A 16,367-nucleotide genomic window follows, 5' to 3' on the forward strand; every position below is an offset into this window, starting at 1 on the left:
CCACAACAGCTCGCCACAGCCCGCCGCGAATGGCCCTGCGCCGTCCCAGAGCCAAAATCGCATTGTTCACGGACGACGAGATAGGGCTCGGCAATGAGCGCACGGGCGGCGCCGACCATGTCGCAAAGTCCTTCGGCCAACGCCTTTTCGCCGTCGGCGATCGAGGTGAGCCGACCCAGCACGCTCAGCACCGGCACCTTCCCGGCGCCGTCGCGAACCGCCCTCACATAAGGAACGTAGGGATGCTCGGGCACAAAGGCCGGGGCCATCCCGTAAAAGAACTGGTTCGGCTCGATCGCGATATCCAGATCCACGAAATCCACCAGCCCGCCGCTCGTGAAGTGTTCGACGATCCCCCGCGCCTCGTCGGTGGAATATCCACCCGAGACCAATTCGTCGCAGTTGAGCCGCATGCCAACGGCGAGGTCGCTGCCCGCCGCTTCGCGCACGCTCTCGAAAGCCTCCGTCGGAAAGCGCATACGATTTTCGAAGCTGCCGCCATATTCGTCGGTGCGGCGGTTGAAGTACGGGGACATGAACTGTTCGAGCTGCGCGCCATGCGCGGCGTGCATCATGATGCCGTCGTAGCCGGCCTCGCGCAGGTTCCTGGCACCCGTCGCATAGGACTTGATCATCCGGCGGATCTCGTCGCGCGTCATTTCCCGGGTGGTCATGCCCCGATCGAAATGATTGTACTGCACCATCGACGGCCCCATGGACGGTGCGGGCGTGCTGTATGGCTGCCACTGGCCGGGACGCCCCCACCAGTAGAAGAGCTCCGCGAATATCTTGCCGCCGGCGTCGTGGATCGCCTCTGACAGCGCACGCAGGCCCGGAATGTTCTCGGCCGCCTCGGGCGAAGGCTGCACCAGGTTCGTGCGGTGCGGCACGGTCATGCTCAGGATGATCAACCCGCAGCCGCCCTTCACCCGCTCGACGTAGTAGCTGATCACATCTTCGGTCGGCGCCCCTTGCGCGTCCGTCATGGGCTGCACATGAGGAGACGCGTAAAAGCGATTTTGAAGTCTGACAGGCCCCAGATCGATTGGCTGGAAAATGTTTGGATACTTCGGGTGCATCTTGCCTTCTTCCTAAATGCGGGCAGTCTCTCTTCCGCCTCTCGTCACCGTTCGACTTCGTTGCTTCCGGAAATTTCCTAGAAACGAAACGATGCCTGAAGCGCGACTTCACGAGGACGATTGAAAACGCCGTAATATTGCTCGGGATTTCCAGTGAAGGGCTGCTGGAAATTGTAGATCATGTAGTACGAGTTGGTCAGGTTCCGCCCGATCAGAGCAAGTTCGAGGCCCTTGTCTTCGTCAGATGCGACACGCACGGAGGCGTTCAGCAGCCAATATCCATCCTGGACGCCGCCCGGAGCGAAGTCCGTGTTGGTCTGGTACGACGAGGAATAGCTGGTGCTGACCGAGATCCTCGAGTTCCAGCCGCCGCCGAGGTCGATCAGGTAGTTGCCGCCGAACGACAAGTTCCACTTGGGCGCCCGGTTTGGAGCCTTGCCCGAGTTGTCCTGGAAGCCGCCGATACAGCCCTCTGCCTCGGTCTGACCGCTATAGCAGGCGGCATTTTCGAAGCTGACATACTCGGCATCGTTGTAGCCGAGGTTGCCGTTGAACGAGAGCCTGTCGGTGGGCTGAAAGGTCGCCGTCGCGGTCACGCCGGTCGTGCGGACCTTGGCGGCATTGAAGATCCGGCTGCGCAGCGCATCCACGTCGTAGGACGCGACCTGGAGCCCCTTGTAGTCGTAATAGTAGCCGGTGACGTCGAACTGAAGCGTACCGTCCGCGAGCGTCCCCTTGTAGCCGACCTCGAAACCCTCGACCTCCTCGTTGCCGAACTTGACGGTATCCACGGTGGCAGCCGGGGACAGGAGCGCGTCATTGGAAATGCCGCCCGCCTTGTAACCCGTCTTGTAGGCGGCAAAGAGCAGGTGATCGCGCGATGGCTTCCAGGAAACCGTCACTTCGGGCGAGAGATTGTCGTCCTTGTAGACCGGGAACAGCGCATCGCCCTGCGCTCGCAGCCCACCGATCGCGATACTGTTGGGATTGACGTACTTGTTTACGAGAACAGCGGACTTCTTGTCCTTGCTGTAGCGAAGGCCACCCGAAAGCTCGATTGTAGGCGTAAGCTGATAGTTTACCGCACCAAAGAAGGATATCGACCTGGTATCCGTATCCGAAGTGCTCGCAGCATCGGCATATGTATCGAATACCGGATCGTAAGTATGAAAGAGATCGGGTGCATTGACCCAGTAGCGCTTCCCGTCCTCGAAGAAGCCGCCCACCATGAAATTGAACGGCCCCTCGAATTCGGAGGTGAGCCGGATTTCCTGGGTGAACTGGCGGTAATCGTGCTTCGATGGCACCAGCGCCTGCGCGAAAGCGCCGTAGTCGGCGTTGTAGGACCCCGCCTCGTTCTGATCGTAGTATCCGCTTGTCGAGGCGAGTTCGAGGGCGCCGAAACGCTTGTTCAGTCGCAGGGACGCGATGAAGAACTCGCCCTCGTCGTACAGGACGCCATCCTTCACATCGACTTCCGGCCATTTCCCGGCAAATTGCGACGGGATGGAGGACTCCGCCTTGACCCGGTCCTTCCTGCAGTCCGCATTGGGAATAGGAATGCCGGACTGCGTGGGAATTGTCGTACTGCCGATGCAGAAGGTTTCGCCGTAGCCCGTCCGGCCGTTGCCCTCATGGTCGTGGTACATGAGCTTGGCTTCGGCGTCGAAGTCGGGGGACGGCTCCCAGGACAAGGTCAGCCGAGCGGCGTATTCCTCGGTTTCGGGTGACCGTTTGCCGTGCCGCGCGCCCGGAATGGCCACGCCCGGCTGAAAGGGGTTCTCGATCGGCACGGCGACGTTCTTGATCCAGCCGTCCATCTTGCTCGCCCGCATGGCGAGGCGGGCGCCGAAGGTGTCGGAAAGCGGCCCGGAAATCGCGGCTTCGGCATAGCGCTGGCGAGCCTTGATCTAGTACCCGGCGCGAACGAAGCCTTCCAGTTCATCGGTCGGCCCGGCGCTCCTGACCGAGATCACGCCCGCCGGCGAATTCTTGCCGAAATAGAGGGCCTGGGGCCCCTGCATGACTTCGACCTGCGCGATATCGAACAGGGTCGTGCCGATGATTTTCCCCCGGCTCAACTGCACACCATCGTAAACGAAGGAAACGCTCTGATCCAAGGCGCCGTCGGTCGGGGTCGTGCTGATGCCACGCATCGTGATGATGGCCCCGGTGCCGCTGTTTCCCTTGCCGATGATGACCTGGGGCGCCAATTCGCTCAGCTTCAACAGGTCCGTCGTCAGATTGTTCTCGATCGCTTCTTTGGTGATCGGAATGACGGTCACCGGCACATCCTGAAGCGTTTCTTCGCGTCGACGCGCGGTGACGATGATCTCGTTGCCTCTGGTCTCGGCCGCGCCAGCCTGCGCAAGGGCTTGATGCGGCGTCAACATCGTCACAGCAGCCACAGCGGCGGATGGCAGCAAAATGCCCTTCTCAGTCATGTCCTCTCCTCCCAATCCGATTGGACTCCACCGCAGACCTTTTCGATCCTTGCGCGGTGAAGTCGCCCGACCATGGGCGAATTGCGCTTATGCCCGCCAATGCCGTTTTCCTGCACTGGCTATACCGTTTCGGCATTAGCGATCGAATGGCGAAGAATTTATTATTTTATTATAATGCTTTACGAGAATCGGCGGCAAAAATAGAGCCAGGCCGAAAAACCGGGACCGGCAGGCAATTCGATGATGTCGCGGCACGTGTCCCGCCGCGGTGTCAGGCCAGCCTTTCGCGCAGCTTGTCGACGAAACTGAGAATCGCGGGCGTCTCGCGTTCCGCTCTCCACGCGGCATAGGCGTGACGCGTAAGGCGCAGGTCAACCACATCGAGAACGGCAAGCTCGGTGCCGACCATCTCTTCGACAGCCAGCGGGATACAGAACCCAAGCCCGATCCGCTCGCGCACGAAGTGCGCGATGACACGCATATCGAATGCCTCGATCGCGACCTTGGGCCGCAGCCCACCATTGAGGCACGCGGACATTAGCGGATTGTAGACTTCGGCGGCCTCGTCAAACGGTGGGAATACCAGCTCATAGTCGTTGAGATCGGCAAGGTAGACCTGGTCCTTGCCGCAAAGAGGATGATCGACGGGCACCAGCAACCGCAGGGGTTCGGACCGCAGGAGGATGGTCCTCAGGTCCGTGGGAATCGGCGCGAACGTGAACATCACACCGACGTCTATCTCGCTGAACTGCAGCGACCTGAGCTGGTCGGCGGTGCTTGCCAGCCTCATATGGAATTCGACGTCCGGCAACGCGTTGCGCACGTCTGCGAAAGCGCCCACGACGCGGCCGATATGCGCGCCGTTCAGGGACAACGCGACCTGCACCACCCCGAGTTGCCCTGCCGCCGCGCGTTTGAACCGCGTGCCCGCCAGATCGAACTGCGGCAGCAGGCGCCTCGCCTCGGCATAGAGCACCTCTCCGGCAGGCGTCAGCGTGACGCCAGCGGCCGACCTGAAGAAAATGTCGGAACCGAGTTCGCCCTCGAGATCGCGGATCTGCCTCGAAAGCGCAGGCTGGGCGATGCGAAGCACACCCGAAGCGCGATTGAAGCTGCCTTCGTTCGCGATCGTGACCAGAAAACGCAACTGCTTTAGATCCACGGCACCCTCCCAGGCGCTCATGCCCGCTCTTGTTACCGGTCCGCAACCTGGATTTGCGACGTGTTCCGCAAGCCGCCCGGCGCCATTTTCCCGGATACGGCGGTTGAGAGGCCACGCCGGAGAGTGCGCCGTCGTTCGAAGGCTTCGCGATCGAATTGCGGGTTTTCGGTGATGCCCCGAAGCCGCGCGGGCGGACCGCTCAGAAAGGCAGGTCCGAGCGTCTGCGAAGAGCAAGGGCCGAACCTCGCGGGGCTAGCGTTTCGCCGACCTGGTCGCGCCGCCTTCCCCGCCAGCGCGGTGAGGGCCGTCTTGACTCGAGTATTCGCGCTCCTGATCGACGACCGATCTCGCCACGTCATCGGGAACCCCAAGGCCGAAGAGGAGCGATTCCGAAAGCTGGAGGCTGGCTTCGGTCGTTTCGGGAATCGCGTCGTAAGCCCCCAGGCTCCTCACCTTGCGGGCATGATCGGGATCGCGTGCCCGGGCGTAGATGGGAATATGCGGCCACGATTTGTGAACCGCGGACACGATGCGTTCGGCAGCGCTTCTCTGGTCCATCGTGGTGACGAAGGCTGCGGCGTGCTCGATGCCGATATGGCGCAGCAATTCGGGATTGCTGGCATCGCCGAAGTAGATCGGAAGACCGCGCGCCTTTTCCGTGGCGACGAGATGGGGATCGGAATCGATCGCGACATAGCGGATGCGCTGCCCCTCGAGGATCCTGCCGAGCGTGCGCCCGACCCGGCCGAACCCGCCGATCACGATCGCTTCGGACGCGACATCTTCGGGCATGGCGTTCGCGGTCTCCTGCTCCGATGCCGCGACCGCGTTCCCGATCTTGCGCCCCGACCATGCGAGCCCGGGCGAAGCGAGCATCGTCACCACCACGACGGAAATCACGTACTGCGCGAGGTCGGGCGCCATGACCCCCATGCCCAGCGCCGCGGTCACCGCGACCAGCGCGAACTCGCCGCCTTCGCCAAGCAGCATGCCGGTTTCCATCGCGACGCCCCAGGGACGTCCGAAGGCGCGCACCAGCAGGACGAGGATGAGGGCCTTGCCGGCGATCAGGGCCGCGGCCGCCAGGCCAATTGCGGCAAGGTCGCTCCAGATCGCGGCCAGATCGAGCCTCATCCCCACCGAAATGAAGAACAGGGCCAGCAACAGGCCCTTGAAGGGCTCGATGTCGCTGTTCACCTGATGACGGTATTCCGTGCCGGAAAACAACAGGCCGGCCAGGAAGGCGCCGAGCGCCATCGAAAGCCCCGCCTGGGCCGTCAGCGCCGAGGTCCCCAGGATGAACAGCAGCACCGAGGCCATGAACATTTCGCGGCTTCCGCTGCTTCCCGCGAAGCGCAGGACCGGACGAACCACGAGGCGACCGATCGCGAATATGGCCGCAATCGCGAGCAGCGCTTCTGCGATCGACAGCGATACGGCCGCCCAGAACGAGCCTTCGACCTCGGACCCGAGCAGGCCGACGTAGAACAGGATCGGCACCACGGCGAGATCCTGCATCAACAGGACGCCGAACGCGGTCCTGCCGGCCTGCGACCCCAGCCGCAACTGTTCCGACAAGAGCTGCATGACGATGGCCGTCGAAGACAGCGCAAGGCACAGTCCGAGCAGAATCGCCGTCTGCGGCTCGGCGCCGAGAACGCCCGCGGCAAGTCCGATCGCGGCGGCGCTGAGCAGGATCTGCGCGGAACCGAGCCCGAACACCGTTCGCCGCATGCCCCAAAGCTGTCCGACCGACATCTCGAGGCCGATGCTGAACAGGAGAAATATCACGCCCAGTTCGCCGATCGTCTGGACGCCTTCGAGGTCGGACACCACGAAATAGCCGATCGCGGGAAAGCGCTCCTCGAACCGACCGAGGCCGTAGGGGCCGATCACAAGCCCGATGCAAAGAAAGCCGAGAACCGGACTAATATTCAGCCGCCGCACGACCGGCATGACCAGGCCGGCGGCGGCCAGGAAAAGGATGATCTCTCGCAGGTATGGTATGTTGGCGTGCATGCGCGGCCCCGGAGGAATCCTATGCTCGGATGTCGAGGGTCAAGGTTTGCAGCACGGGCACGTCATGCCCTCCTCAGCGCGAGCCGCATCTGCTTTTCGATCTCGATAACGGCGAAGAACAGCGCGCCGCAGCCGACGATCAGCAGGCCGTCGAGCAGGGGAACCGCACGCGTGTCGAAGATGGCCTGCATCGGCGGCAGATAGGTGATCGCGAACTGGGCAAGAGTGATCACGACCACGCAGGTCCAGACGATCCGCGTTCCCTTGACGGCCTGCCAGGTGAGCGATGTCCCGTAGATGTTCCGAATGAAGAACAGGTGGAATATTTCCAGCACGACCAGCATGTTGAGTGCCATGGTCCGTGCCAGCTCCTCGGGGTAGCCCTTGCCGGTCGCATAGGCCGAAATGCCGAACACGGCGACGATGAACAGTCCCGAGACAAGCACCAGATGCCAGATTAGTTGGCCGTTCAGCAGCGGAACGTCGCGCCGCCGGGGTGGGCGCTGCATGGTTCCGGCTTCGGTCGGTTCGAATGCCAGCGCGATGCCGAGCGTTGTCGCGGTGATCAGGTTGACCCAGAGGATCTGGACCGGCGTGACCGGCAGCGCCATTCCGAAGAAGAGCGCGACGATGATGACGATCGCCTCGCCCGCGCTCGTCGGCAAGGTCCAGCTTATGACTTTCTTGATGTTATCGTAGACCGTCCGCCCCTCGCGGACCGCCGCGACGATCGAGGCGAAGTTGTCGTCGGCCAGGACGAACTCGGCGGCCTCCTTGGCCGCCTCGCTGCCCTTCAGTCCCATGGCCACGCCGGCATCCGCGCGCTTGAGGGCCGGGGCGTCATTGACGCCGTCGCCGGTCATCGCGACGGTGAGACCGTGCGACTGGAGCGCCGTGACCAGCCGCAGCTTATGCTCCGGGCTCGTCCGCGCGAAAACGTCGGCCTCGACGACCACCGCCGCGAGCTCGGCATCGTCCATCCGCTCGATCTCGGCGCCCGTCACGACCTTGTCGGGGTTTATCAGGCCGACTTGCCGGGCGATGGCAGAGGCCGTGCCCGCATGGTCGCCGGTGATCATCTTCACGCGGATTCCGGCCTCGATGCATTCGGCCACCGCCGCCACGCTTTCCGCGCGGGGCGGGTCGATCAGCCCGACCAGGCCGACCAGCACCATCTGCCCTTCCAGATCGGCGCCGCTCAGCACGCGGCGATCGGGCGATGCCGAACGCACCGCCAGCGCCAGCACGCGCTGCCCTTGCGCGGCCATGCGGTCGATCTGTCCAAGCCAGTAGTCCGTATCGAGCTTGCCGGTTCCGCCCTCGTGACAGAGTTGGCTCGCGCACATCTCGAGAATGCGTTCGGGCGCGCCCTTGGCATGGATCAGAGCGTTGCCCTCCCGATCATGATGCAGCACCGCCATGTACCGGCTGCCCGCATCGAAGGGGATGCTGTCTATCCTCGACCACGCCGCGAAACTTTCATGACCGTCGGGCATGATCTTTCCGGCTAGGGCCTTGAGCGCGCCTTCCATAGGATCGCCTTCGACCCGCCAGCCATCCTCGGCGGAATGCAGCGCCGCGTCGTTGCACAAGGCCGCGCCTCTGGCGAACTCGGCGAGAATGGCATGGTCCTCGAGGGCGACTTCGGTGTCGTCGAGACGGATCGAGCCGACCGGCGCATAACCGTCGCCGCCGACCGACAGGAGGTGATCGGTGGTCGCAAGCGAGGCGGCCATCATTTCATTTCGCGTCAGCGTTCCCGTCTTGTCGCTGCAGATCACAGACACCGCGCCCAGCGTCTCGATGGCCGGAAGCCTGCGCACGATCGCGTTGCGCCGCGCCATGGCCTTGACGCCGACCGCCAGGGTGATCGTCAGCACGGCGGGAAGTCCCTCGGGGATCGCCGCCACCGAAAGGCTGACGACGGCCATGAAAAGATCCCCGAAAGGCAGATTCCCCACGAAGTAGCCGTAGACGAGCAGAATTGCCGCGATCAGCAGGATCAGGAGCGTGAGCCAGCGCGCAAATACGTCCATTTGCCGGATCAGCGGCGTCGTCAGCGTCTCGACGCCGCGCAACATGCCGCTGATGCGCCCGATCTCGGTATCCTCGCCGGTCGCGACGGCGATGCCAAGCCCCGTGCCCCGCACGACCAGGGTGCCGCTGAAGGCCATGCAGGCGCGGTCTCCCAGCGCGGCATCGGCGGCAACCGGCGCGACGCCCTTGTCCGCAGGCACGGACTCGCCGGTCAGGATGGCCTCTTCCACCGACAGACCCGTCGCCTCGATCAGCCGCAGATCGGCGGGAACGCGTTCGCCGGCCTCCAGCAGGATGATGTCGCCCGGAACGACAGCATGGCTTTCGATGGTCGCGCGCTTGCCGTCGCGAAGAGCCGATGTGTGCGGGGTGAGCATCTGGCGAATGGCGTCCATCGCCTGTTCGGCGCGCCCTTCCTGGATGAAGCCGATGATGGCGTTGACGACGACCACGGCAAGAATCACGCTGGTATCGATCCAGTGTCCCAGCGCGGCGGTGATCAGCGCCGCGAAAAGCAGGACATAGATCAGGAGATTGTGAAACTGGCCGAAAAAGCGGAGCAACCCGCTGCGACGCGGCGGTTCGGGGAGCTGGTTCGGGCCGAAGCGTTGCAGACGAAGACGGGCGTTCTCGGACGACAGGCCGGCGGGCCCGCTGTCCAGCGCCGCGAAACTCTCGTCGACGCTCCTGGCATGAAAGCCGGCTTCGATTTCACTGGGGCCCAAAAGTGCCTCCTTGCTCTCGTGGTTCCCGGGTGTCCGAGCCAACAGGAGAATGCTTCGCCCTGGAGACAACAATCAACCTACGCACCACTGAATATGAGATGGACGCAGCGTGGCGCAACAGGAACACGCTATCATTCGGTATCATTCTCACCATCATTCCGGACCGGATCGGCCATCACCGTCAATTGGCCCCCTAAAGACCCGGCCCTGGCGCCTGTGGTCGTCCGGACGTCGCCCCGCTTCGTGCGATCAGCGGAACAAGGCGAAGCTAGTGAAACCGCACGGGCAGGACGAAATCCAGCTTGCCGGCCGGAATCTCTTCGTCAGGCTTCCGGAACGGGGCGGCCCGTCGCACCATTCGCAAGGCCATCCGGTCGATCTGGACATCCCCGCTCGACTCCACGAGTTGCGAGCTGATCAAGCGTCCTTCGCGATCGAGCCGAAATCCCACGATGGCCGTCCCTTCCTTTCGCAGCCCGCCCGGCTTCCACCGTAGGATGGCCGCGCGAAGGCCATCCACATAGCGGGACAGCACATCGTCGGTCCTGCTATCCGCCCCGGGCGTCGGATCGCTTGCCGGGGCGGCCGGGCCGGGCGCGATCAGCGGCGGCTCTTGCGCGAGACCCGCTGGCGGCAGCATGGTGCGGGACTGGAGCCCGGCCGCAAGCGTGCTCCGTTCCGGACGCTCCTGCATATTCCTCGGCAAGCCCGGAGGGGTCGCACGTCGCCGCGATTGCGACCGACCCGACGCGGGCCGATCCGATGCTGGCCGATCCGGCGGCTCGGCTTCCGCATTGTCCTTGCCAGGCTCTGCCGCATGAAAGACCGCGATGACGGCTTTCCTCTCCCTCTCGCTGCCCGCATCCCCGACCCGAAAGGACGCGACCGCGACCGCCAGCAGCGCGAGATGCACTGCCGCCGTCGCGGCGAAACCGGGCAGGCTCCAACCGGTGTGCGGTTCGGCACGAGCCGAGAAGATCCCGGGCATCGTCAGAACCGGGTGGAGAACCCGAGGTTGAACGATCGCCCGCGACCGGGAACGGAGCGAAGCACGCCCGTCGCCTTGTAGTCGCCAAGCGACACGCCCCCCAGCGGGAGATCGTAGGCCGTGTCGAATACGTTCTCGACGTCAAGGCTCACGCGAATTCCCGAGACGGTGTAGGCGGCACCGAGATCGAGCAGGGCGTAGGCGGCCGTCATCGGCTCGTTGCGCGTCGCGTCGACGCGCGTCTTGCGCGCGACCCACTCGAAATCGGCGCTGAGTTCGAGCGCGTCCCGGCGATGGGCCACGCCGATCTTCACGGCGAGAGGCATCTGCCGATAGACCGGGCCGCCATCGGTGAGGTTGTGGCTCTCGAGCCATGACATCGAGCCGCTGAGCCGCGTGCCGTCGCCGTTCTCGCCCTTCGCGAGCTGGACCGTGCCCGACAGATCGATGCCGTAGAACTCGGCGTCCTGGTTGGCGAACCGCAACTGCACGAAGCCGGTGGGCATGCCCGCCATGTCGGTGAGGTCCTGCAGGAAGGCCGCGTCGATGTAGTCGTCGACGCGTGTGTAGTAGGGCGCGATCCGCAAGGTCCACGCGGAACCCTCGCCGCCGAGCGCGAGAGCCGCACTGAGCGTGTCGGCCTTTTCAGGGGCGAGGTCGGGATCGCCGACATAGCCGTTGCCGTCGCCGTACCATCCGATCATCCGGCTGGCCATCGAGCCGCGCCCCCAGCTGTAGCGCTCGTAGATGTTGGGCGAGCGGACCTTGTGGGCGTAACCGAATTCGAGGGCGGCCCTCGCGGAGACCTCGTAGACGAACAGCGCCGACCCGCTCCAGTTGTTGTCGGTACGCTTGCGCCCGGCGGCGTTGAAGGCACTGGCAGCCATGACGTCGGCCATCTGCATCATGCCCGTGCCGTAAGGCTGGACGGTGCCGGTATCCATTTCGACCCGATCGTAGCGGATGCCCACCACCGACGAGGCCCGGTCGCTCCAGTGCCGTTCCCATTCGGCAAAGGCGCCGATCCGGTCGCGCGTCGCGCCATTGATGTTCACGAAGGCATTCGGCCCCATCATCGTATTGCCGGGGACGGGCGGCCAGCGGTCGTCGAGCCACTGGTGATGGTATTCGCTCCCGATCCGCACCGTGTCATGCATCGAAACCGGCAGGGAAACCTTGGCCGAGGCATCGAGGCTGTGGACCTCGGTGTTCATCGGCATCGCTCCGGGAAGCTTGTCCTCCAGGAAGTTCATCGCATGGTCGGTGTCGCGATAGGCGGCTTTCAGTTCGAGGTCGCCCCAGTCGAAATAGCCTTCGTAGCTCGCGTTCACGAACCAGCTCTTGTTGTCGACCATATCCATGTACTGGTTGGGAAAGCCTTCGTAGGGCGAAGACTGGATGCCGCCCTTGAGCCGCAGCAGGCCGGCGGCGTGCTGCCACGCGAGCGCCAGCGCGTGATCGGTCTTGGCGTATTCGCTCGAACGCACCAGCCCGTCGTTCCCGCCGCCGTGATACTGGTCGGACCGGATGTAGGACCCGGTATAGGTCGCGCTCAGGCCGGGGCCCGCGACGGTCAGCGTCGCGGCGCCGCCAAAGGCGTCCCCGTTCGAACGGTAGAAGCTGCTCGCTTCGCCGGTCACGAGCGTCCTTCCCATCACCGCGAACTTCGGCGGCGCGCTCTCGACCGAAATCACGCCGCCGATGTTGTCGCCGCCGCTGCTCACGGGGGCCACACCCGTCAGTACGGTGATCGACGAGATGCTCTGCGGGTCGGTGTAGGACAACGGCGGATTCATGTCGTTGGGGCAAGCCGCATCGATGGCGAACCCGTCGACGAGCACCGTCAGACGTTGCTCCGACAGCCCACGGATCGACGGCATGGAGGAGAAGCCGCCGCCGGTGGCGGCGCTCACCCCGGGCAGATCGGCCAGCAGCTCCGCGATGTCGCTGCTGCGCGCCTGCCGGCGCTCGAGCGTCTGGCGATCGACGCGAACGCCGGTGATCGGGGTCCGCGCGACGTTCTCGCTCGCCCGGTCGGAAGCGACGTCGATCGCCTCGATGGAGGTGGTCTCCTGCGCGTGGCCTGCCATGGGTATGGCGGCGCAGCCGGCGGAAAGGGCAACACGAAGCAATCTGCAATACTCGGGCATTTCTCATGCCTTTCTTCGGTGAGGGGCTCCAGGCCGGAGCGCCCCCCGCGCGGCGGGGAGGCGTTGGCGGCCCTGGCGGGTATCGATGATCGAGGAGCGTGCCGCCTCGGCCCGACATCAACGGGCCGGGGGGAGCGCGACGCGTGTCTGCTCTGACAGGCCGGGCGATCCTCGCACCGAGACAGGCCGAGATCACGCCCAGATCACATGGACCGGCAGGCGCGGCGCGCACCGGCGGCGCGTGCCGGTTAGCCGACAAGTCAGGTCAGATGGTCAGGCGGTCGCCGGTGGTCCGCGCAGGGGCGGACGAAGATAGGCGATTTGCCGGAAGGGCAAGCGCCGGACCGGCCCTAGCCCGAGCACGAGGATAAAGGCGAACGCGAGCGCGAGCAGGATCGCATCGGCGCCGCCCACGGCGACCTTGGCGAGACCGGAGAAAGCGCAATGCTCGCCCTTCTTCGCGCCATCCGGGTGGCCGCCGTCGCGGTTGTGCTTGCCCGGTATGATCTGCTTTATCTGCTTCGGTCCATTGGTGGCATCGGCGCAGATCGTCACCGTCAGCACGGTGTCGCCGGATGCGGAGACCATGAAGCCCGACGGCACCAGCGCCTTGATGCAGAACACCAGCAAGAGCAGCGCCAGCGCTAGGCGGCGGTGCTCCCGAATCAAGGCGCGCAAGCGTTGCATCCGCGGTGCGCGTAGCGCCCACGCAGCGATCTGTCAGCAGGCGATTGGCGCGGCGCCGGCCGGCGCCGGACGGCGGCTCGGCTCAGCCGAGCTTGGGGAAGCAGGCTTCCGCGCTCAGGCTCTGCGGCAGGACCGGGATCAGGCCGGTCATCGCCGAAGTCACCGGGTGGTCGATCCGCACTTCGTTCGAGCCCGCGACGCTCTTGCAGGTAACGTCGGTGTCGGTGGATATCTCTTCGAGGGCAATGGTTATGCCGAGCGCGGCCGCCCGATCCACGGCGAAGTCTTCGCGCTTGGTCTCGTCGTCGCAGGTCGAGCTGACCGACATGCAGCGTGCGGTGCTGTAGGCGACCTCGTCGAGCGTCTGCTTGACCCAGAACAGCCGGCCCGATTCGATCACGCCGAACAGCATGGCGACGAACACCGGCGCGACCAGCGCGAACTCGACGAGAGTGGCGCCTTCGCGGTCGCCTGCAAGGCGAGCCCACAGCCTCATTCGAGACGCACCGTGACCGATTGCTCGACGGCCTTGTCGCCCAGCACGCTGAACGGCACCAGCACCGGAGTGTAGTCCTGCCGGGCATTGATCGTCAGATAATAGCCTGCGGTCGAACCGGCAGTCATGCCCGTGCCCGTGCACGTCTGGCCGCACTCCTTTGCAGTGTAGGTGCCGGTCGAACTCAGGCAGCCGCACGAACGCGAGGCGTTCTCGCATTCGTTGGCGACGCCGTTGCACGAAAGAGTCACGGCGAGGTTGGGATTCTCGGCAAGGTTGCGCACGGTCGCGGACACGTCGTCGAAGGGGACGTTGTCGCGTTCCTTGAAAGCCGTGATCGCGGCGGCCGAGAGCGCCTCGTTGATCTGGCCGCGCTGGAGGTAGAAACCGGCGAAGTCCATCGCGGTCATGATCGCGAAGAACATGGCCGTGGTCCACACGGCGAACTCGGTCACCGCGACGCCCCGCGAATCGCGGCGCAGGCGGCGCATAAGCGCGATCATCATAGGACGAGCCTTATGCTCGTGCTTTCGCCGCCCGCATAGACGCCCTCGACCGTCGGGCATGCGGTGCCGGCCGCCGCGCCGCCGGTGGCCCAGATCTTCGATGCGACCAGCGTGAAGCACTGGCCGGCGCTCAGCGTCGTGTTGCCGCCGCTCATCGTGACCTTGGAATTGGGCAGATAGACCGAGCCGGCGAAATTGTTGCCCGATCCCGCCGCCCAGTTCGTATCCGCGCTCGTAAGGCTGGCGATGAGGAGATCGGAAATCTCCGCGCCCGACGTGGAGGTGGTTGGCGCGATCAGCTTCGACTTGGCGCCGCCCGCGAGATTGACGGTGCCGTCAAGCACGAAGGTGACGCCGACGCCCGCCTGATCGTAGCCCGCCACATTGACGCCCTCGAGCGTGTTTCCGTAGGTCACCCCGTTCATCCACGAGGTGTAGGGCCACTGCGTGCCGCCAGTGCCGTTCACGAAGTTGCCATCGATCGTATAGCGGCCGCGTCCGAAGATCACCGAGCCGGCAACGACCAGATTGCCGTCGATATAGTGATTGGCGGTCTTGCCGAAGACCAGTCGGCTGCCGCCAACGGTGTTGATGTTGCCCTTCGCGCTGAACGTGCCGTCGCCCATGAAGAAGCGCGCGCCGCCGCCCAGATTGATCGCGTAATTCGAACTCGAGGGACCGATAATGACGTTGCCATCGCCCATCGAAAGCTCGGTATCGCCGGAGATCGTGACGCCGTTCGCCGCGACGAAGTCACCGTCGCCCATGGTGAAGTTGCCGCCGCCGCCGAGGTTGAAACCGCCGAAGAAGTGATCGCCTTCGCCGAGATAGACTTTCGAGCCGCCTTCGACGCTGAGGATCGAATTGATGATGACCGTGCCGTCACCCTTGCGTGTGGTACCGGCGAAGCGATTGGTGCCGCTACCGATCCACAGCGCGCCTTTGCCGATCGTCACGTTGTTGTACGCTGTATCGAACCCGCCGTTGACATAGAGGTTGACGTCTCCAAACAGGAGATTGGACCCGCCGCCGTTCTGCAGGCCATTCTTGATCGTTATGTTCGATTCGCTCTGGAACGTCACGTTGATTCCGCCACCGACCGAGAGGCGGCCGATCGTATAGTTGCCAGCCGGAACGACGTATTTGCCGTCGCCCTGCCAGAACGCCGCCACGGGGCCCGCATGGCTCCAGTCGAAGGTCCAGTTACTGCCCGACGGCGTCGTCGGATTCGAGATCGGCGGGATGTTCGACGAATCGCCGATCTCATCCATCGCGTCGAGCATTTCCTCGTTCTCTGCCCAGGGGTCGAGCAATACGGTCGCCTGGTTGACCCACTTGTCCTCCGAAGGGACATTGCTGTTCCAAAACGGATTGATGAAATCGCCGGCGTAGCGCACCGACTCGGCGTTCAGCGTGCCGTAGTTGTTCTCGACGTCGGACCCGCCGGAAATGATGTCGTGCCCGTTGATCCGGGTGCCCAGGTTGGCGACCTTGCCGAAAGCCGCGATCGCACAGGTGGGCGCATCGATCGTCGCGCCGCCCGTGGTCTTGAGCGCGTCACTTGCGTCCGAAAGCGCGAGGAAGCAGGGCGCGGCGAAGGCGGAGCCCTCCGAGGTCAGCGATGCCGTCGATTGCACGCCGACATCGTAGGTTCCGGTAAAACCGAGCACGCGCGCCAGCGAGTACGGCACTTCGGTGGTGACGGTCACGCGGACCGCCTGGTCCCCGCTCTCCGGGAAATCGTTGACGATGACCGCGTTGACCGTCGCGCCCGTGATGCCGTTCGCGGTGACGATGTCGGCCGCGGTCGGCTGAAGAACGCTCGCGTTCGACGAATCCTGAAAGGCCATGGCCGCGCCGAGCGCCGCCACGTCCGCGGCGCGCTGGTTGGCGACGCGCTGCTGCAGTCCCTGGTTGAGATCGAAGGCAAGACCGGTCGCTCCGATGACGACGGGCAGCGCCAATGCCGCGATCAGCGCGACACCGCCCGACCGGTCGTCCCGGAGCCGCGCCGCTCCGTGTCTTGCCGCGTTTCGGATCGGATTTCTCATGCGCGACGATTTCGCACAACAAG

Annotated in this window: 12 protein-coding genes; all 12 read right to left on the minus strand. The window is 64.4% G+C overall.

Annotated elements, in window-relative coordinates; all coding sequences use genetic code 11:
* The coding region (locus B2G71_RS20445; protein ID WP_141521640.1) for an NADH:flavin oxidoreductase at positions 1-1,079 on the minus strand (1,079 nt) is incomplete at its 3' end.
* Between the two features lie 77 nt (positions 1,080-1,156).
* Positions 1,157-2,899 carry a TonB-dependent receptor gene (locus B2G71_RS20450; RefSeq protein ID WP_141521641.1) on the minus strand — a complete coding sequence of 581 codons (1,743 nt, stop codon included), beginning with the start codon at positions 2,897-2,899 and terminating at the stop codon, positions 1,157-1,159.
* A gap of 90 nt (positions 2,900-2,989) precedes the next feature.
* On the minus strand, positions 2,990-3,523 hold the full coding sequence (locus B2G71_RS20455; RefSeq protein ID WP_098108524.1) for a TonB-dependent receptor plug domain-containing protein: 534 nt from the start codon (positions 3,521-3,523) through the stop codon (positions 2,990-2,992).
* Between the two features lie 271 nt (positions 3,524-3,794).
* On the minus strand, positions 3,795-4,706 hold the full coding sequence (locus B2G71_RS20460) for a LysR family transcriptional regulator (RefSeq protein WP_098108525.1): 912 nt from the start codon (positions 4,704-4,706) through the stop codon (positions 3,795-3,797).
* Between the two features lie 231 nt (positions 4,707-4,937).
* Complete coding sequence (locus B2G71_RS20465) at positions 4,938-6,704, minus strand: cation:proton antiporter (RefSeq protein ID WP_098108526.1); 1,767 nt, start codon at positions 6,702-6,704, stop codon at positions 4,938-4,940.
* 62 nt (positions 6,705-6,766) lie between these two features.
* The gene (locus tag B2G71_RS20470; RefSeq protein WP_240530259.1) at positions 6,767-9,466 is read right to left on the minus strand and encodes a cation-transporting P-type ATPase; all 2,700 of its coding nucleotides are present in this window, start codon (positions 9,464-9,466) and stop codon (positions 6,767-6,769) included.
* 268 nt (positions 9,467-9,734) lie between these two features.
* Positions 9,735-10,454 carry an energy transducer TonB gene (locus B2G71_RS20475; RefSeq protein WP_098108527.1) on the minus strand — a complete coding sequence of 240 codons (720 nt, stop codon included), beginning with the start codon at positions 10,452-10,454 and terminating at the stop codon, positions 9,735-9,737.
* A 2-nt stretch (positions 10,455-10,456) separates the two neighbouring features.
* Positions 10,457-12,604, minus strand: a complete 2,148-nt coding sequence (locus B2G71_RS20480) for a TonB-dependent receptor (protein ID WP_098108528.1) — start codon at positions 12,602-12,604, stop codon at positions 10,457-10,459.
* A gap of 273 nt (positions 12,605-12,877) precedes the next feature.
* Positions 12,878-13,282, minus strand: a complete 405-nt coding sequence (locus B2G71_RS20485; protein WP_141521642.1) for a DUF2946 family protein — start codon at positions 13,280-13,282, stop codon at positions 12,878-12,880.
* Positions 13,283-13,373: 91 nt separating this feature from the next.
* Complete coding sequence (locus B2G71_RS20490; protein WP_168176425.1) at positions 13,374-13,787, minus strand: TadE/TadG family type IV pilus assembly protein; 414 nt, start codon at positions 13,785-13,787, stop codon at positions 13,374-13,376.
* Entirely contained in the window at positions 13,784-14,293 is a 510-nt protein-coding gene (locus B2G71_RS24205) for a hypothetical protein (protein ID WP_168176426.1), read from the minus strand. The genes B2G71_RS20490 and B2G71_RS24205 overlap by 4 nt, the downstream gene beginning before the upstream one ends.
* Positions 14,290-16,344, minus strand: coding sequence for a pilus assembly protein TadG-related protein (locus B2G71_RS20495; protein ID WP_141521643.1), 2,055 nt, complete (start codon positions 16,342-16,344; stop codon positions 14,290-14,292). Before B2G71_RS20495 ends, B2G71_RS24205 begins: the two co-directional genes overlap by 4 nt.
* Positions 16,345-16,367: the final 23 nt, after the last annotated feature.

Origin of the sequence: Novosphingobium sp. PC22D (assembly GCF_002556635.1) — a bacterium.
Taxonomy (GTDB): Bacteria; Pseudomonadota; Alphaproteobacteria; order Sphingomonadales; family Sphingomonadaceae; genus Novosphingobium.